Annotated in this window: 15 protein-coding genes and 2 tRNA genes; 14 read left to right on the top strand and 3 right to left on the bottom strand. The window is 60.8% G+C overall.

The genetic code is table 11. The features are described from left to right. The first annotated feature begins 1 nt into the window (after position 1). The 3 genes from carB (at position 2) to AC56LH_RS05580 (ending at position 4,346) form a co-directional block, all read left to right on the top strand. Positions 2 to 3,232 carry a carbamoyl-phosphate synthase large subunit gene (gene carB, locus AC56LH_RS05570; protein ID WP_499644709.1) on the top strand — a complete coding sequence of 1,077 codons (3,231 nt, stop codon included), beginning with the start codon at positions 2 to 4 and terminating at the stop codon, positions 3,230 to 3,232. A gap of 146 nt (positions 3,233 to 3,378) precedes the next feature. Continuing rightward, entirely contained in the window at positions 3,379 to 3,852 is a 474-nt protein-coding gene (gene greA / locus AC56LH_RS05575; protein WP_183551119.1) for a transcription elongation factor GreA, read from the top strand. Continuing rightward, complete coding sequence (locus tag AC56LH_RS05580; RefSeq protein WP_499644711.1) at positions 3,852 to 4,346, top strand: DUF4149 domain-containing protein; 495 nt, start codon at positions 3,852 to 3,854, stop codon at positions 4,344 to 4,346. Before greA ends, AC56LH_RS05580 begins: the two co-directional genes overlap by 1 nt. A gap of 114 nt (positions 4,347 to 4,460) precedes the next feature. Here the strand turns inward: AC56LH_RS05580 and yhbY are convergent, their stop codons facing one another. Continuing rightward, positions 4,461 to 4,931 carry a ribosome assembly RNA-binding protein YhbY gene (gene yhbY / locus AC56LH_RS05585; protein ID WP_499574596.1) on the bottom strand — a complete coding sequence of 157 codons (471 nt, stop codon included), beginning with the start codon at positions 4,929 to 4,931 and terminating at the stop codon, positions 4,461 to 4,463. 45 nt (positions 4,932 to 4,976) lie between these two features. On the opposite strand from yhbY, the gene AC56LH_RS05590 reads away from it, so the two are divergent. From AC56LH_RS05590 to AC56LH_RS05620, 7 genes are all read left to right on the top strand, one after another. Further along, complete coding sequence (locus tag AC56LH_RS05590) at positions 4,977 to 5,624, top strand: RlmE family RNA methyltransferase (protein ID WP_499644713.1); 648 nt, start codon at positions 4,977 to 4,979, stop codon at positions 5,622 to 5,624. A gap of 236 nt (positions 5,625 to 5,860) precedes the next feature. Further along, positions 5,861 to 7,744, top strand: a complete 1,884-nt coding sequence (gene ftsH, locus AC56LH_RS05595) for an ATP-dependent zinc metalloprotease FtsH (protein WP_499644715.1) — start codon at positions 5,861 to 5,863, stop codon at positions 7,742 to 7,744. 109 nt (positions 7,745 to 7,853) lie between these two features. After that, positions 7,854 to 8,702 carry a dihydropteroate synthase gene (gene folP / locus AC56LH_RS05600; RefSeq protein ID WP_499644717.1) on the top strand — a complete coding sequence of 283 codons (849 nt, stop codon included), beginning with the start codon at positions 7,854 to 7,856 and terminating at the stop codon, positions 8,700 to 8,702. Between the two features lie 32 nt (positions 8,703 to 8,734). Beyond that, entirely contained in the window at positions 8,735 to 10,075 is a 1,341-nt protein-coding gene (glmM, locus tag AC56LH_RS05605) for a phosphoglucosamine mutase (protein WP_499635685.1), read from the top strand. A gap of 93 nt (positions 10,076 to 10,168) precedes the next feature. Then, positions 10,169 to 10,245: transfer RNA gene (locus AC56LH_RS05610), tRNA-Pro, on the top strand. A 65-nt stretch (positions 10,246 to 10,310) separates the two neighbouring features. After that, positions 10,311 to 10,387: transfer RNA gene (locus tag AC56LH_RS05615), tRNA-Arg, on the top strand. Between the two features lie 577 nt (positions 10,388 to 10,964). Beyond that, entirely contained in the window at positions 10,965 to 12,125 is a 1,161-nt protein-coding gene (locus AC56LH_RS05620) for an acyltransferase family protein (protein WP_499644719.1), read from the top strand. An 873-nt stretch (positions 12,126 to 12,998) separates the two neighbouring features. Here the strand turns inward: AC56LH_RS05620 and AC56LH_RS05625 are convergent. Next, positions 12,999 to 13,409 carry a tellurite resistance TerB family protein gene (locus AC56LH_RS05625; RefSeq protein WP_499644720.1) on the bottom strand — a complete coding sequence of 137 codons (411 nt, stop codon included), beginning with the start codon at positions 13,407 to 13,409 and terminating at the stop codon, positions 12,999 to 13,001. Between the two features lie 107 nt (positions 13,410 to 13,516). Here AC56LH_RS05625 and AC56LH_RS05630 point away from each other — a divergent pair, with 107 nt between their 5' ends. Continuing rightward, positions 13,517 to 14,404: a LysR family transcriptional regulator gene (locus AC56LH_RS05630; RefSeq protein WP_499644721.1), complete on the top strand. Its 888-nt coding sequence runs from the start codon at positions 13,517 to 13,519 to the stop codon at positions 14,402 to 14,404. Positions 14,405 to 14,420: 16 nt separating this feature from the next. Here AC56LH_RS05630 and AC56LH_RS05635 read toward each other — a convergent pair whose 3' ends face one another. Continuing rightward, positions 14,421 to 15,173, bottom strand: coding sequence for a S24 family peptidase (locus tag AC56LH_RS05635; RefSeq protein WP_499644723.1), 753 nt, complete (start codon positions 15,171 to 15,173; stop codon positions 14,421 to 14,423). Positions 15,174 to 15,327: 154 nt separating this feature from the next. Here AC56LH_RS05635 and AC56LH_RS05640 point away from each other — a divergent pair, with 154 nt between their 5' ends. From AC56LH_RS05640 to AC56LH_RS05650, 3 genes are all read left to right on the top strand, one after another. Continuing rightward, entirely contained in the window at positions 15,328 to 15,534 is a 207-nt protein-coding gene (locus AC56LH_RS05640; protein ID WP_499644725.1) for a hypothetical protein, read from the top strand. A 67-nt stretch (positions 15,535 to 15,601) separates the two neighbouring features. Further along, a complete protein-coding gene (locus tag AC56LH_RS05645; protein WP_499644727.1) occupies positions 15,602 to 16,018 on the top strand; it encodes a DUF5710 domain-containing protein in 417 nt (138 codons plus the stop codon). Positions 16,019 to 16,078: 60 nt separating this feature from the next. Next, positions 16,079 to 17,878, top strand: coding sequence for an energy transducer TonB (locus AC56LH_RS05650; protein WP_499644728.1), 1,800 nt, complete (start codon positions 16,079 to 16,081; stop codon positions 17,876 to 17,878). Positions 17,879 to 17,954 lie beyond the last annotated feature (76 nt).

Genomic DNA, 17,954 nt, shown 5'->3' on the forward strand with positions numbered 1-17,954 from the left:
TATGCCAAAACGTAGTGACATTAAAAGCATCCTGATCATCGGCGCTGGCCCGATCGTCATCGGCCAGGCCGTCGAATTCGACTACTCCGGCGCGCAAGCCTGCAAGGCCCTGCGCGAAGAGGGTTACAAGGTCATCCTGGTGAACTCGAACCCGGCCACGATCATGACCGACCCGGAAACGGCGGACGTGACCTACATCGAGCCGATTACCTGGAAGGTCGTCGAGCGCATCATCGAGAAAGAGCGTCCGGACGCAATCCTGCCGACGATGGGCGGCCAGACTGCGCTGAACTGCGCGCTCGACCTGCACCGTCATGGCGTGCTCGAAAAATACAATGTCGAGCTGATCGGCGCGACGCCGGAAGCGATCGACAAGGCCGAAGACCGCCTGAAGTTCAAGAACGCGATGACCAAGATCGGCCTGGGTTCGGCGCGTTCGGGCGTGGCGCACACGATGGAAGAATCGTGGGTCGTGCAGCGCGAGATGGGCTTCCCGACCATCATCCGTCCATCGTTCACGATGGGCGGCAGTGGCGGCGGCATCGCCTACAACGAAGAAGAATTCGAAGCGATCTGCAAGCGCGGCCTGGAAGCCTCGCCAACCTCGGAGCTGCTCATCGAAGAGTCGCTGCTCGGTTGGAAAGAGTACGAGATGGAAGTCGTGCGCGACAAGAACGACAATTGCATCATCATCTGCTCGATCGAGAACCTCGATCCGATGGGCGTGCACACGGGCGACTCGATCACCGTCGCACCGGCGCAGACCCTGACCGACAAGGAATACCAGATCCTGCGCAACGCGTCGATCGACGTGCTGCGTGAAATCGGCGTCGACACGGGCGGCTCCAACGTGCAGTTCGCGATCAACCCGAAAGACGGCCGCATGATCGTCATCGAGATGAACCCGCGCGTCTCGCGTTCGTCGGCGCTGGCCTCGAAAGCCACCGGCTTCCCGATCGCCAAGGTCGCGGCCAAGCTGGCCGTGGGCTACACGCTCGACGAGCTGCGCAACGACATCACGGGCGGCGCCACGCCGGCCTCGTTCGAACCGTCGATCGACTACGTCGTCGTCAAGATCCCGCGCTTCACGTTCGAAAAATTCCCGACCGCCGACAAGCACCTGACCACGCAGATGAAATCGGTGGGTGAAGTGATGGCCATGGGCCGCACCTTCCAGGAAGCGTTCCAGAAAGCCCTGCGCGGCCTCGAAGTGGGCGTCGATGGTCTGAACGAAAAAACACGCGACCGCGAAAAAATCGAAGAAGAGCTGGGCGAGCCTGGTCCGGACCGCATCTGGTACGTGGGCGATGCATTTGCCCAGGGCTTCACGCTCGAAGAAGTGCACGGCCTGACCAAGATCGATCCGTGGTTCCTCGTGCAGATCAAGGAAATCGTCGACATCGAACTGTGGCTCGAGACGCAGACGCTCGAAGGCCTCGACAAGCCTGTGCTGTACAAGCTTAAGCAAAAAGGTTTTGCTGACCGTCGCCTCGCGTTCCTGCTGAAGGTCAAGCCCGAAGAAGTGCGCGCGCGCCGTCATGCACTGAACATCCGTCCCGTCTACAAGCGCGTCGATACCTGCGCGGCCGAGTTCTCGACCGACACCGCGTACATGTACTCGACGTACGACGAAGAGTGCGAGTCGAACCCCACCGACAAGAAAAAGATCATGGTGCTGGGCGGCGGTCCGAACCGCATCGGGCAGGGCATCGAGTTCGACTACTGCTGCGTCCACGCCGCCCTCGCAATGCGCGAAGATGGCTACGAGACCATCATGGTCAACTGCAACCCAGAGACGGTTTCGACCGACTATGACACGTCCGACCGCCTGTACTTCGAATCGCTGACGCTGGAAGACGTGCTGGAAATCGTCGAGCTGGAAAAGCCGGTCGGCGTGATCGTCCAGTACGGCGGCCAGACGCCACTGAAACTGGCGCTGGACCTCGAAGCCAACGGCGTGCCGATCATCGGCACCTCGCCGGACATGATCGACGCCGCCGAAGACCGCGAGCGTTTCCAGCAACTGCTGCAAGAGCTGGGCCTGCGCCAGCCGCCGAACCGCACCGCCCGCACCGAAGCCGACGCACTGACGCTGGCCGAAGAAATCGGGTATCCGCTGGTCGTGCGTCCATCGTACGTGCTGGGTGGCCGCGCAATGGAAATCGTCCACGAGCAGCGTGACCTCGAGCGCTACATGCGCGAAGCGGTCAAGGTCTCGCACGATTCGCCGGTGCTGCTCGACCGCTTCCTGAACGACGCCATCGAAGTCGACGTCGACTGCATCTCGGATGGCGAAGCCACCTTCATCGGCGGCGTGATGGAACACATCGAACAGGCTGGCGTGCACTCGGGCGACTCGGCCTGCTCGCTGCCACCGTACTCGCTGACGCAGGCGACGATCGATGAGCTCAAGCGCCAGACCTCGCTGATGGCCAAGGCCCTGAACGTGGTCGGCCTGATGAACGTGCAGTTCGCGATTCAGCAGAAAGAAGAAAACGGTCAGACGGTTGATACTGTTTTTGTGCTGGAAGTGAACCCACGCGCTTCGCGTACCGTGCCGTTCGTGTCGAAAGCCACCGGCCTGCAGCTGGCGAAGATCGCCGCGCGCTGCATGGTTGGCCAGACGCTGGCGCAGCAGGGCATCACGAAGGAAGTGATCCCGCCATTCTTCAGCGTGAAAGAAGTCGTGTTCCCGTTCGTGAAATTCCCGGGTGTCGACACCATCCTGGGCCCCGAGATGAAATCGACCGGCGAAGTGATGGGCGTTGGCATGACCTTTGGCGAAGCCTTCGTCAAGTCGCAACTGGCTGCCGGCATCAAGCTGCCGCGTTCGGGCACCGTGTTCCTGTCGGTGAAGTCGTCCGACAAGCCGCGCGCAACGAGCGTGGCGCGTGACCTGGTGGCGATGGGCTTCGACCTGGTCGCGACCAAGGGCACGGCCGCCGTGATCGCCGCCGCCGGGATTCCGGTGCGCGCCGTGAACAAGGTGCTCGAAGGCCGTCCGCACGTCGTCGACATGATCAAGAACCGCGAAATCGTGATGGTCGTGAACACTGTTGAAGAAAAGCGCAGCGCCATCGTCGACTCGCGTGCAATCCGTACGTCGGCGCTCGCCGCCCACGTGGTGACCTACACGACGATCGCCGGCGCCGAAGCGGCCATCGAAGGCATGCCGCATATCGACGAACTGCGTGTGTATGATTTACAAGGTCTGCATAAAACCTTAAACTAAGCAGACGCAGTACCCGTCACACTGGAAGTCCAGTCAACCACAGAGCTCGCGCGGCCTTGGCGCCGCGTGCCTCTGTGGTTTTCGCTTTCTTGTCGCGTCGGTACGATCCGCCTCGGCGGGCCCGTCAACAAACCAAGCAGAGAACCATGACCACACCACTGACCAAATTCGGCGCAGAACTCCTGAAAGAAGAGCTGCACCAGCTCAAGACGAAGGAACGCCGCAGCGTGATCGACGCGATCGCCGAAGCGCGTTCGCATGGCGACCTGTCCGAGAACGCCGAATACGACGCCGCCAAGGAACGCCAGGCGTTCGTCGAAGGCCGCATCGCCGAGCTGGAAAGCAAGCTGAGCACCTCGCAGGTGATCGACCCGACCACGCTCGACGCCGAAGGCCGCGTGGTGTTTGCCGCCACCGTCGACCTGGAAGACCTCGACTCGAGCCAGAAGGTCACGTACCAGATCGTCGGCATGGATGAAGCCGACCTCAAGATGAACAAGGTCTCGATCACCTCGCCCATCGCGCGCGCGCTGATCGGCAAATACGCCGGCGACGTCGTTGAAGTGCAGGCGCCGTCCGGCCCGCGCGAATACGAAATCCTGGAAGTGCGCTACATCTGATGGACAGCGGCGCGCAGGGGCTCGCAGCAGGTCAGGCGCCGGGCCGGGCAGGGCGCTTGCCGGCGGCGCGCCTGCTGGTCGCGGCGCTGTGGACCGGCAGCCTGTGGGCGCTGGGCTATATCGCCGCGCCAGCAGCCTTCAAGGTGCTTGGCAGCGGGCAGGCCGGCGATCTGGTTGCCGTGCTGCTCACGCGCCAGGCGTGGCTGTCGATCGGCTGTGCGATCGTGCTGGCGCTGTTGCTGTGGCGCTCGGCCGATCTTGCCGCGCCGCGCCGGCGTTTTCTCGGCTGGCTCGTGATCGCGATGCTGGCGTGCGCGCTGGTGATTTTCGTGGGCTTGCAGCCAGGGATGGCGCATTTGCGCGTGCTGGCGGGTGAGGCGGGTGTGCGGGCGTCGCCGTACTGGACGCAGTTTGCCGTCATGCATGGCGTGTCGCAGGTGTTTCACATGATTCAGAGCGTGCTGGGCGCGTGGTTGCTCGTCAAGCTGCGGTAATTTAACCCTGGCTTCTGTTTGGGTGCAGCGCAGCGCCGTTACCGGTTGAACGCGTGGACGGCGCAGCCGTCCACCCTACGCTCATAAAAAAACCGGGTTGCCCCGGTCTTTTTTTTACTTGTTCAGCGAATTCTTCTTGGAGCTGGTCTGACGCGGTTTGGCGCGCTTGATATTGCCGCCTGCCGTGACACGCTCGTTACCCTTGAGCATGACCTTGGTGACGCTTGGCTTCTTGGTGCCACTGGCGCTGGCCTTGACGATCGTGACTTCGCGCATGCCCGGGCCGGCCTTGCTGCTGCGTTCCTTGGCCGTCTCGACCTTCGGACGGTACAGCACCAGCAGCTTGCCGATGTGCTGGACCTGGGCCGCTTCGAGGTCGGCGCTGATCTTGTCGTACATGGCAACGCGCGCTTCGCGGTCGTCACCGAATACGCGCACCTTGATCAAGCCGTGCGAGTCGAGGCTGTTGGCGACTTCCTTCATCACGGATTCGGTCAGGCCGTCGGCGCCGATCATGACAACAGGATTGAGCCCGTGGGCTTCTGCGCGCAGAGCACTGCGCTCGGCCGGAGTGAGTTTAAGCATAATAAATTTTTTTTGATGGACCTATAAAAGCAGTATTCTACGCGAATGGCCAAGAACAAATTAAACAAAAACTGGTTACACGACCATATTAACGATCCCTACGTCAAACTCGCGCAAAAAGAGGGCTACCGCGCCCGCGCCGCTTACAAGCTGAAAGAAATCGACGAAGCCGAAAAACTCATCAAGTCAGGCAATGTCGTGGTCGACCTTGGCTGCACCCCTGGCAGCTGGGCCCAGTACACGCGGCGCAAGCTGGCCGGCAAGGACGGCGGCGGTATCCACGGTACCATTATTGGCCTGGATATTTTACCAATGGAGCCAGTCGCTGATGTTCAATATATTCAGGGCGACTTCCGCGAAGAAGAGGTGCTGACGCAGCTCGACGCTGTACTGGCCGACCGCAAGGTCGACGTGGTGCTGTCCGATATGGCGCCGAATCTGTCGGGTATCGGCCATGCCGACGCCGCCCGCATGGAACATCTGATCGATCTGGCAATTGAATTCTCGCAGGCGCATCTGAAGCCGGGCGGCGCGCTGCTGGTGAAGTGTTTCAAGGACATGGGTTTTACCCAGATCCTGGAGAAATTCCGCCTTGAGTTTACGACCGTGAAGCAAATCAAACCCAAGGCCAGCCGCGATAAATCGTCCGAGATTTTCCTGCTGGGCCGGGGTCTGAAAAATCCGAGTGCGTAATTGGCAGGTGATCACAGATCGCCTCTTGAAATTTGGCTGCGCGGCCACCACATCTGCCGCGTGAACCCGCGTGTTGCGACTGCGTTTCAGGCAGTCGGCAACGACGGGAATGAATAAGACAGTCATTCGATGGTATTTCGACACTATGGCCGGAGTTGCGTGGCAGCGTTGGCTTATTGCGGGTAAAATCAGAATACTGAAATCGGTAGAGATGCGTACGCATCGGAGGAGTGCTCGTGAATAATATGTTTTCCAAATCCGCCATCTGGGTGGTCGTCGCGCTGCTGTTGTTCATGCTGTTCAAGCAGTTTGACACCCACAGCGTCGCTGGCGGCAGCAAGACCATCGCTTATTCCGAGTTGCTCGATGAGGTGAAGTCCCGCCGCATCAAGGAAGTCCTGATCGAGGGCACCAACATCACTGCCACGCGCGCTGATGACACCAAGGTGCGCGCCACCGCCACTGGTCTCGACCGTGGCCTGATCGGTGATCTGCGTGAGTATGGCGTGCGCTTCGACGTCAAGCCGCCTGAAGAGCCTTCGTTCCTGCAGCAGATTTTCATCTCGTGGTTCCCGATGCTGCTCCTGATCGGCGTGTGGGTGTTCTTCATGCGCCAGATGCAGGGCGGCGGCAAGGGCGGGGCGTTCTCCTTCGGCAAGTCGAAGGCCCGCATGCTCGACGAAACCAACAACACCGTGACGTTCACGGACGTCGCAGGTTGCGATGAAGCCAAAGAAGAAGTCTCCGAGATCGTCGACTTCCTGCGCGATCCAACCAAGTTCCAGAAGCTGGGCGGCCGTATCCCGCGCGGCGTGCTGATGGTCGGTCCTCCAGGTACCGGTAAGACGCTGCTGGCTCGCGCCATCGCCGGCGAAGCCAAAGTGCCGTTCTTCTCGATCTCGGGCTCGGACTTCGTCGAGATGTTTGTCGGTGTCGGCGCCAGCCGCGTCCGTGACATGTTCGAGAACGCCAAGAAGCACTCGCCGTGCATCATCTTCATCGACGAGATCGACGCTGTCGGTCGTCATCGCGGCGCCGGCATGGGCGGTGGTAACGACGAACGCGAACAGACGCTGAATCAGCTGCTGGTCGAGATGGATGGTTTTGAAGCGCAATCGGGCGTGATCGTCATTGCCGCCACCAACCGCGCCGATGTGCTGGACAAAGCACTGCTGCGTCCAGGCCGTTTCGACCGCCAGGTGATGGTGGGCCTGCCGGATATCCGCGGCCGCGAACAGATCCTGAACGTGCACATGCGCAAAGTGCCGATCGGCACCGACGTGAAAGCCGACATCCTGGCGCGCGGTACCCCTGGTTTCTCGGGCGCCGATCTGGCCAATCTGGTCAATGAAGCGGCACTGTTCGCCGCCCGCCGCAGCAAGCGTCTGGTCGAGATGATCGACTTCGAAGATGCGAAGGACAAGATCTTCATGGGTCCGGAGCGCAAGTCGATGGTCATCCGCGAAGAAGAACGTCGCAACACCGCGTATCACGAGTCGGGCCACGCGGTCATTGCCAAGCTGTTGCCAAAGGCTGATCCGGTGCACAAGGTCACGATCATGCCGCGTGGTTACGCGCTGGGCCTGACCTGGCAACTGCCTGAGCACGATGCGCTGTCTGGCTACAAGGACAAGATGCTTGAAGAAATCTCGATCCTGTTCGGTGGCCGTATCGCCGAAGAGATTTTTGTCGGCCAGATGTCCACCGGCGCGTCGAATGACTTCTCGCGTGCCACCAAGCTGGCCCGTTCGATGGTGACCCGCTTCGGTATGTCCGACAGCATGGGCGTGATGGTCTACGAAGACAGCGAGAACGAAGGCTTCTTCGGCGGCGCCACCAAAACGATCTCGGAAGCGACCCAGCAAAAGGTCGATGCCGAAATCCGCGCGATCCTCGACACGCAGTACGCCCTGGCGCGTCGCCTGCTGGAAGAGAACCGCGACAAGGTCGAGATGATGACCAAGGCGCTGCTCGACTGGGAAACCATCGATGCCGACCAGATCAACGACATCATGGCCGGCCAGGAGCCACGCAAGCCAACGACGGTGCTGACCAAGCGCACGCCGCCAGGCGATAGCGGCCCTGGTGGTGTGGCGCCAAACGCCACCGCACCAGCCTGACGCTCGCGCTACCCCACGAAGGCACCCGCAAGGGTGCCTTTTTTCATGATGGCGTCCGCTCGCTGCTTTGACTTGCTGAACAGCCCGCAACGCCCGTACGACTGACACCATGAACAACACACTGCAATGCGGCCAGTTCCGCTTCGCGCTCGATGGCGCCGCCTCGCTCGAACCCGTCGTGATGGGCATCCTGAACATCACGCCGGATTCGTTTTCGGATGGCGGCCGCTATCAGGGCCTGGAATTCGCGCTGACCCATGCCGAAGCCATGATTCGCGATGGCGCCACGATGATCGATATCGGTGGCGAGTCGACCCGCCCCGGTTCCCCTGGCGTACCCCTCGATGAAGAACTGCGCCGCGTGATGCCGACGCTGTACGCGCTGCGTACGCTGGACGTTGCGCTGTCGGTCGACACCATCAAACCAGAGGTCATGCGCGAGGCGCTGATTGCCGGCGCCGACATGATCAACGACGTCAACGGCTTTCGCGCACCAGGGGCGCTGGAGGCGGTGCAGGACAGCGACTGCGGCCTGTGCGTGATGCACATGCAAGCGACACCGGCCACCATGCAGCAGGCGCCCCGGTATGATGACGTGGTGGGGGAGGTGATTGCATTCCTGGCCGCGCGCATCGATGCGATGACAGCGGCTGGCATCGATCGCAGCCGCATCTGCGTCGACCCGGGCTTCGGCTTCGGCAAGACCTTCGAGCACAACTACGCGTTGCTACGCGGCCTGGGCCGCATCCGCGATGAACTTGGCTTGCCGGTGCTGGCCGGCATGTCGCGCAAGTCGATGATCGGGGCCGTCACCGGGCGTCCGGTCGAGCAGCGCACTGCAGGTAGTGTCGGCGCGGCATTGGCTGCGGTAGCACAGGGCGCTAGAATCGTGCGTGTGCATGATGTTGCGGAGACGGTCGATGCGCTGAAGGTGTGGCATGCGGCCATGCATCCATAAAAATTCGTTTCAATAAGAGAAAAGAGAACTAGATGGCACGGAAATATTTCGGCACCGATGGCATTCGCGGCCTCGTGGGCGCAGCACCAATCACCCCTGATTTCGTCATGCGCCTCGGCTACGCCGCCGGCACCGTGCTGGCAAAGGGCAAAAAATCGAGCAGCGGCCGGCCCGTCGTGTTGATCGGGAAGGACACGCGCATTTCGGGCTATATGCTCGAAGCAGCGCTGGAGTCGGGTTTCTCGGCGGCCGGCGTGGATGTGATGCTGGCCGGCCCGATGCCAACCCCGGCCATCGCCTACCTGACGCGCGCGCTGCGCCTGCAGGCGGGCGTCGTGATCTCGGCGTCGCACAACCCGTTCCAGGATAACGGCATCAAGTTCTTCTCCGGCCATGGCACCAAGCTGCCGGACTCGGTGGAGCTGGAAATTGAAGACGCGATCGACCAGCCGATGGGCTGCGTGTCATCCGACAAGCTGGGCCGTGTTTCGCGTCTGCGCGATGCCCAGGGCCGCTACATCGAATTCTGCAAGAGCACGTTCCCGAACGAGCTCGACCTGCGCGGCTTGAAAATCGTCGTCGACAGTGCCCATGGCGCTGCCTACAACATCGCTCCGCACGTGTTCCATGAACTGGGCGCCGAAGTCATTTCCATTGGCGCCCAGCCGGACGGCTTCAACATCAACGCCGGCTTTGGTGCCACCGCGCCGCAGGCGCTGTCCGAAGCCGTCGTGGCCAACAAGGCCGACCTGGGCATCGCGCTGGACGGCGATGCCGACCGCCTGATCATGGTCGACGCCACCGGCCGCGTCTACAACGGCGACGAGCTGCTGTACGTGATGGTGCGCGACCGCATGAGCACCGGCCCCGTGGCCGGCGCCGTGGGCACCCTGATGACGAATATGGCGCTCGAAGTGGCGTTCAAGGAAATGGGCATCGGCTTCGCGCGCGCCAAGGTGGGCGATCGCTACGTGCTCGAAGTCATGAGGGAGCGTGGCTGGCTGTTCGGTGGCGAAGGTTCGGGCCATCTGCTGGCACTGGACAAGCACACCACCGGCGACGGCATCGTCTCGGCCCTGCAAGTGCTGTCGGCGCTGGTGCGCGGCAACAAGTCGCTGGCCGAATGCTGTAATGAGCTCACACTGTTCCCGCAAACGCTGATCAACAAGAAAGTCGCGCCGGGCTTCGACTGGACCGCCGATGCGGCAATGGTCGCCGAGAAAGAAGCCGTCGAGCGCGAGCTGGGCGACAACGGCCGCGTGCTGATCCGCGCATCGGGCACTGAGCCGTTGATCCGGGTGATGGTCGAGGCGAAAGAGGCGGAACTTGCGGACAGCCTGGCACGTCGTATCGCGGCCAAATTGTCGGCATAAATGCGCTGAGCGAAGCGCGGGCGTTGGCATCGCATCAAGCGGCTGTCAGACACTGGTGTTTCGCGAACGATTGGCATATAATGTTGCCCACGGCGGAGTGTAGCGCAGCCCGGTAGCGCACCTGGTTTGGGACCAGGGGGTCCAAGGTTCGAATCCTTGTACTCCGACCAGCAAGATTCATCAGAACAGGCCGTCATCGACGGCCTGTTTTGTTTTCCGGTCTCATCGTTTTGCACCGCCCTTAGCTCAGTCGGATAGAGCAACAGCCTTCTAAGCTGTGGGTCGGGGGTTCGATTCCCTCAGGGCGGGCCAGATTTCCCAAACCAGACAAGTGCTTATCCGCATCGTGCGGCTACCTTTCCGTAGGCATTGCGTTATTTAAGTTTCCTTGCGCTATTGAATGCCATTTTCCCCGGCTTTCACACGCTCTGGCTGTCGGCAATATACGCGCTGCGTGAGCTGACATGTCCGCATGCGCGAGCAGCCGCGTTCCGGCGCCGGCGACTCTGGATCATTATGCAATTTGCGCGCAGATTGTGCTCGCTGATTCTTTCCTTGAAGTTAACTAGGTGCCCAGGACCTCGAGCGAAGACGATTCAGGCTAGCCGAAACAGCAACTCCATACGATAAACCTGTGGCTCATGGCTAGCAGATGGCTTGCACCGTGGTAATGAAATTATGTTTTTGTCCAACTTAGGGTGGGTTAGAAAGATGTCGTTCAACAAATTAGGGGAGATTTCAGTACGCATGTGTCCATCGGCGAAACAAACGCGCGACACGAAATGTGGTTTCTTTCGGGAAAATGCTGATTTAGTTATGCGTCCGCAACTTTGCAGTAGTCCCGCGATCATCCGATCGAAAACTGAATTTACCAATTTATCTGAATGAAATGAATAATAAATATGCACTCGAGTTGAAGAAGTTGTCGCACGCGGAGGAGCAAATTCACGTAAAGCATTCTGAGGCTTTACCGACCAAAGTCCGATCGTCGACGATCGACATTGCCAAGGGCATCGGCATCCTTTTGATCGTGTTAGGTCATGATGCGGGGTTCAGTGGATATTTCCCCCAGTTTGCGGATTTCTTGGGTGGAATACGAATGCCGTTCTTTTTCTTTATTTCAGGTGTTACTTTCTCACTAGGTCGGCGCGGGCTGACCGATATTGCAATCGCTAGGGCAGATGCATGGTTAAAGCCATTTGTCGTGGTGGTTACAATTTTTGGATGTCTGAATATTTTGCGTGGAACGGGAACGCTTGAAGGTTTGGTACTGGCGCTGACGTATGGTACAGGGTATACACTTTCACCACGCGCAGTATGGTTTTTGCCACATTTGTGGTTGTTGTATGTGTCATGCAGTGCGTTGTTGATGCATTGCAAGTATCTGTTTTCTACGAGTATCCGCCGCACTGCGTCGCTGACCATTTTGCTTGGGGTCGGATACGCGGTTCTCGATATGTTCAATAATCCCTATGAAAATAATGACTGCTTTAAAATTACGGAGTTCAGTACTGCGCTTTTCAGCTGCGGTTTGCCGATGAGCGCAGATTTTTTGCTGATTACGGCAGTCTTTTTTATCTTCGGTGTTTTCATGTCGGCAGCGGTTAAGAATTTCAAGTTTAGCTTATTGCATTTGGGTGTAGCTCTATCCATCGTCACGGTGGTCTGGTTTTCTTTCAATGATTCGATGAATTTAAATTATCGCCAATATGACCATCTATTTGGCACCACCGCTTTAGCATTTTCTGGAATATATTTGATGTTGGGCTTGAGCAGCCTGCTAGGGAAAATAGCATGGGTCGAGAAAGGTTTGATCTTTATCGGTCGCGGTTCGCTCTTTATCCTGTTGTTTCACATGCCAATTTTATATAATTTCCCAGCGATTCTGGACCGAATTCTGCCTTATAAGTTCGCTGTCGAAGCGACTGTCTTGCTATGTGCGATGTTTATTCCACTTGTAATTTGGCAGACTTGCAAGCGGTTTAAGATCACCAGAACATTGTTTTTTCCTATTTATAAAAGAGGTGATCCGACGATGCGATCAAGTTAAACACGATGGTGAGATCGCGGAACTGCGGCGCATGCCAGTCCGTGCAGTAATTGCTCACTAGAAGTATTTAATCATTGGTGCATCTGCAGGCGAAAATGACCTCGCCGGCGCTTTTATTACAGGCGTTGCATTCGCGGCTGGGTGTATATTCTATGTCACCGTCGAGAATCAGCTCAGTTGCATTTTTCATGAACGCGGGCGCGCGTTACCTGAAGCAATTCCTGTCCCGGAAGTCTGACCTACTGCAGAATCTACAGTCTTGCGCCACATAAGGCGGCGACACCAGGCCGCCCGATTATCGCTGCCAATCATTGGGGAGGCGGGCTAGGCGCGACTACGGGATCGCTATACACGCTAGTTACGCGAAGACAGTATTGGCTAGCCGGAAATGGCACTTCGCCTTGTTCTGCCTTCGATCAGCAAGCACCGTATAGACGTAGCTGTGTCATTTGCTCGTGAGTGCGTATGCCGGCATCTGGTCCAAAAGACGTCGTGACATTAAGGCGGCAATCACATGGCCGGTGTGGTCGTAGATGCGCAGCAGGAACGGGCCGTAATAGCTGCCGCTCTGGACCGTATAGCCTATGCCGGCCGTGGCGTGAAGATGAAGATATCGTCCTCGCTTGCGTATGGATCGACGGTGCTCTAGCGGGCAGTATGACCGTAGAACTGGCCGAGTTCCGGATGCCGGACCGGGTCGAGGTCACGGCGTTAGTCCCGGTTCATGGCCGACCACGTCAAGTCATCCACGTAGTCGAGCGTGGAATAGGCGGACATGGCAGGCCTCGGGCGGTGGGATGCCCTGGCGACAGGCCTGGCAATGTCGTCCGATGTGCCGACATGGTCACGCTTTGCAAGTGCAGCGTCTAGTCATCATGCGAGCGCGGGAAACGCCTCGTCCCCATCACCCCATGCCGCCAGTGCGCGGCGCAGCAGGCGACGTTCGCGGTGATCGATCTGCTGGTCGGCCCGCACAATCTCGAGCATGCCTTTGAGTACCAGTGCGCGCAGCGCCGGATCCTGTACTTCGTCCAGCAGCGCGTCGATCGTGGCCGGTTCGATTTCGACCATGCCGGCCGCGTGGTTGGTGCTGTGGGCCAGCAGATCCTGGGTGAGCTCGCCGGCGGCATCGTCGAACGTGTCTTCGCTCACGCCCAGTACCTCGAGCACACCGCTGTGGTGCAGCGTCTTGAGTTCCTGTGGCGCCAGGCGACCGTCGGCGATCATGGCCAGGGCCAGCAACCGGCTCATGGCCTTGGGACTGTCGGTCGGGTAATTTCTCATTGCTTCCTCGCTTCGTGTGAACTGAGTCACCAATATACGGCTGCGAAATCCTAAAGTAAAATCGAATTATCTTTAGCAATTCTCAATATTTCTGGTGGTGAGAGCGCATGAATTACAAGCATCTTCAGTACTTCCATACGGTTGCCACGGTCGGCAGCGTCGTTCGCGCGGCCGAGCAGTTGCACGTGTCGGCACAGGCGATCAGTACGCAGTTGCAGTTGTTGGAGGACCAGTTTGGCGAGGAACTGCTGCGCAAGAAGGGGCGCGGGCTGGTGCTGACTGAGGCTGGCAAGACCGTCCTGCGCTATACGGACCAGATCTTCAGTCTTGGTAATGAACTGGAGCAGGCGGTGCGACGCGGCTTGTTCACCGAGACGGAAACATTGCGGGTTGGCCTGTGCGACGCGATCGCCAAGACAATGGCGTTTCAGCTGTTGCAACCTGCGCGCGATGCGGGGCTGGCCATGCACCTGGTTTGTCGGGAAGGGCGCTTTGGCGACCTGATGGAGGATCTGAGCGCACACCGGCTCGATCTGCTGATCTCGGACCAGGGCTTGCCACCTGGCGGCGCGGTGCGTGGCCATAGTCACCTGCTGGGATCGAGCACCGTCACGGTTGTGGGGCATCCTGACGTCTGCCAGCACTGGGGCGGTGATTTTCCGCAGCGCCTGAAGGGGGCGCCGTTCCTGATGCCTGGTCAGGGTGCGGCGCTGCACAGCCAGTTGATGGCCTGGCTTGAAGCGCAGGGACTGCGCCCGATCGTGGTCGGCGAGTTCGACGATGGTGCACTGCTGGGCGCATTCGCCGGCGCCGGTGCGGGCTTCATGGCGGCGCCGACCGTGCTTGCGGCGTCATTGTGCGCGCAGTATGGACTCGAGCCGGTAGGGGTGATCGACGCCATTGTCGAGCAGGTCTATGCCGTGACCGTCGAGCGGCGGGTACACCATCCGGCGCTGCGGCGCATCCTGGAACGGGCGCCGCAGGTATTTGGCTGAGAAGCGGGGGCGTACGTCAGATGCGATCGCTTTCCTTGCGCACGACGCGCCCGATCACGATGCAATCGTCGCCCTGGCATCGTTTGCGGTGGTAGGTGCGCTGGTCGGGGTTGTCGGACGTGAGCCACCACTGGGCCGCATCGCGCGCCAGGCGCTTGACGACGGCTTCGCCCTCGACATTGAACGCGTACACGGCGCCGGCGACCGGCTTGGTGTCGAGCGTGTTGATGACGACGATGTCTCCAGCGTAGAGCGACGGCTCCATGCTTTCGCCCTTGACGTAGATCGCAATCAGATGCGACGGACTGTACTGGTTGCGTTCGAGCCAGGTGCGGCGCATGCCAAGCGTGCCGCCATCTCGGGCTTCGGGTTCGGTCTGGTATCCGGTAATGCCCGCCGACAAGCGCAACTTGACCATTGGAATCGGCACGAAGGCATCATCATCGCCTTCGGCCACCACCCGCAGCGCATTGGGTAACCCGATTGGCCCAGCCAGGCCGGACAGGGTGGCGCTGTCACCGGACGGGCTACCGGCAAGCGGCGCCAGGATATCCGGTGGCAGCCGGCAGCCGGTGACCCGGGAAATCGCCAGCAACTGCTTCAGGTTGGGGCTGTGCTTTTCATTTTCCCAGTGCGAGATATTGGCCTTGGTATGGCCACGGTCTGTACCGAGCTCGAGGGCGAGACGGGCGCCCAGTGCCGTGCCCGACAGGCCGGCCGAGGTCCGCGCTTCTTTCACCCAGTTAGCAATCATTGTTTGAAGGTCCATATGCGTATGGTAAAGGAAATCTATACATCAAAGTATAGCTTTTCTTTACTGCTGTGGTATAGTTTTCCTATACTTTCATCCATCGCATTGATGTGGCACAAGGTAAGCGTGGGCTTGCCGGAGCAGGTTCCGCCGCAAGCACAGGGGAGACACGATGATCATCGAAACATTGCAGCGTTTGATGGACGCCAACCTGGCCGGACTGGCCAGCGAGCTGACACTGGCCGATATCGGCGCACTGATCGGCATGTTCAGCGCCTTGCTGAGCACCGTCGGCAATCTGTTATATACATGGCGCAAGGATCGTCGTGAGCAGCGCGACAGCGATGCCGCCTGGGCCAGGCGCCAGAAGGAACCCTGAGGTTTGAGCTCGTCTGGCGCGGTAGAATAGCAAACCGCACGCACATCAATCCCGGAGCAGTTCGCACATGGTTTTTCTCACCGTCCCCTACGCCGAAAAAGACGCCGCCAAGGCGCTTGGCGCCCGCTGGAATCCGACCCGCCGCCGCTGGTACGTGGCCGATGGCGTCGCGACTGAACCCTTTGCCAAGTGGATCGATGCGGCATCCGCTTCTGCGTCGGCTTCAACCCCGGCTTCCGGTGGCGGCGCAGCCAAGCCTGGCGCCAGGGCGGGTTCGGGTCGCGTGGACAGCTATCAGGGCAAGACGGTGGTCGGCGTGAATTACGTGGCGCTCGAACACGATTGCAACCCGTTCGAAGAATGCCCGAGCTGCCGGCAGACACTGGAAGGCACCCCATGGTGGCAGGCACGCACCAGCCTGGCGGCGCTGGTCGGCGGCATGCCGGGCATGTCGAGCATTCGGACGCCCGGCAAGGCGTCGTGATCGCCATACGGTCGCGTTAACGCTAAGATGCAAGCCTGACAATAGATCCGAACCAACGCCATGCATCCTGCGACCGCCAGCACGCGACACGCCGGCCACGCCCGCAGCAACCGGCGCCTGGTCGGCGGCATCGCCATCTCGGTGCTGCTGCATGCGTTGCTGCTGTCACTGCAGTTTGGGGTGCCGGGCAGTAATGGCGGCGGTAGCGGACCGTTGAGCGTTGTGCTTGCGCCTGTGACCGCGCCGGTTCGCTCACTGGCTCCGGTACCCCCACCGTCACCCACGACCGCTGCGCTGCCGACGCCGGAGGTCCCGTTACCGGTTCTGCCGCCGCCCCCTTTACCACCATCGTCCGCTGCGCCTGCCCCTTCAGCACCCGAGCCTGCGCGAGGCTTGCGTCTGGTCGATCTGGCGCCGCCAACGCCGCCGGAAGCGAAGGTTGCGCCGGCGCCGAAGGCAAGCCGGCGTCGACCGACGCCAGTCGTGCCAGTGCGTCGTCTGCGTGACGTGGCAACGCCCGTGATTGCGATGGACGCCAACCCGGCGTCCGAATTTTCTGTTGCGGTGCCTCTACCCGAGGTCGATGCTGGTCCATCGACAGCAGTTGCCGATGTGCCCGTCGTTCCCGAGGCGGTTGTGGCGAGGGAGGTGCCTGCCGATCCTGAGCCCGTCGTGGATGTCGAAGCGGAACAAATCGCGCAAGAGGCGCTGGCCCGGCGCGTGGCCGATGCGGCGCAGGAAGCGGCGTTGCAGCAGGAGCTCGCTCTGCAGCAGGAGCAGGCGCAGGAGCAGGAGCAACGCGACGCTGCCGACGCACGCAGGCGCGCCGAGCTGCAGCAAGCCCAGGACGAGCAGGCGCAGCAACGAGCGCAACAGCAGGCCGTGCGCGATCAGGAAGCGCTTCAGCGGCAGCTTGAACAACAGGCGGAAGCGGCGCGTGAACTGGCTGCGCAGCGCGCGGTGCAGGATGCGCTGGTCCAGACGCAGTTGCAAGCACGCCAGCGTGCGGAGGAGGCTGCCAGGCGCCTGGCGCAGCAAGCAGTCGAACTCCAGCGGGTCGAGGAACTGGCGCAGCGTAGCCAGGCCGAGGAGCGCGCACGCCAGCAAGCCGCCGAGCGGCAACGTATCGACGAACAGGCGCAGCGCAGCTTGGCGGAAGAGCGGGCACGCGAGCAAGCGGCCGGGCAGGCGCGCCTGGACGCAGAGCGGCTGGCGCGGGGCGCTGCAGAAGAAGCGGCGCGTCAGGCGGCGCAGCGTTTGCAGGCGCAGGCATCCGGGCCAGTTGCAGGACGCGCTGCAGGGCCAGCCACTGGCAGCGGTCCAGCGGCCGCACGCGCGAACGGCGCCGGGGTTGGTGTCGGACTGGGCAGCGGTCCGGGTGCGCAGTCGGGCCCGGGCGCCATGGCTGGCCTGCCCGGCAACCGCGCCCGTGAATTGCTGCGCGGGGTGACCATCCCGAATGTGGACGCCGCCGGCTTGCCGCGCGAGCACTCGGCTGGCAACCGTCGCGTGCTGGCCGATGGCGGCGAGCGTGATGCGCCGCTGCGCTTGTACGTCGACAGCGTGCGCCAGAAACTCGAGCGCAACGCCGTGCTTGGTGGTGCGCGTCTGTCGCTGCGCGACGTCCGCATCGATCCCTTGGTGAGCGTGTCGCTGCGCAGCGATGGCAGTATCGACGAGATCACCATCGTGCGATCGAGCGGTCGCGCCGACGTGGATGACGCGGTGCGCCGCTTCGTACGCCTGAACGCCCGCTACGCCGCGTTCCCGCCGAATGTCGCCGCGAACTTCGATGTCATCGAGATCCGCCGTATCTGGCGCTTTGTCGATGGGCTCAAGCTTGTCGAAGAAATGCGCTGACGCCATCCGGCGCCCACGCACCGCCATTGGTGGCGACATCGGTGGCAGATGCTGTCACCCGTCCATCGGACCGCGT

It is taken from the genome of Telluria sp. LT1R51-2 (assembly GCF_059685775.1).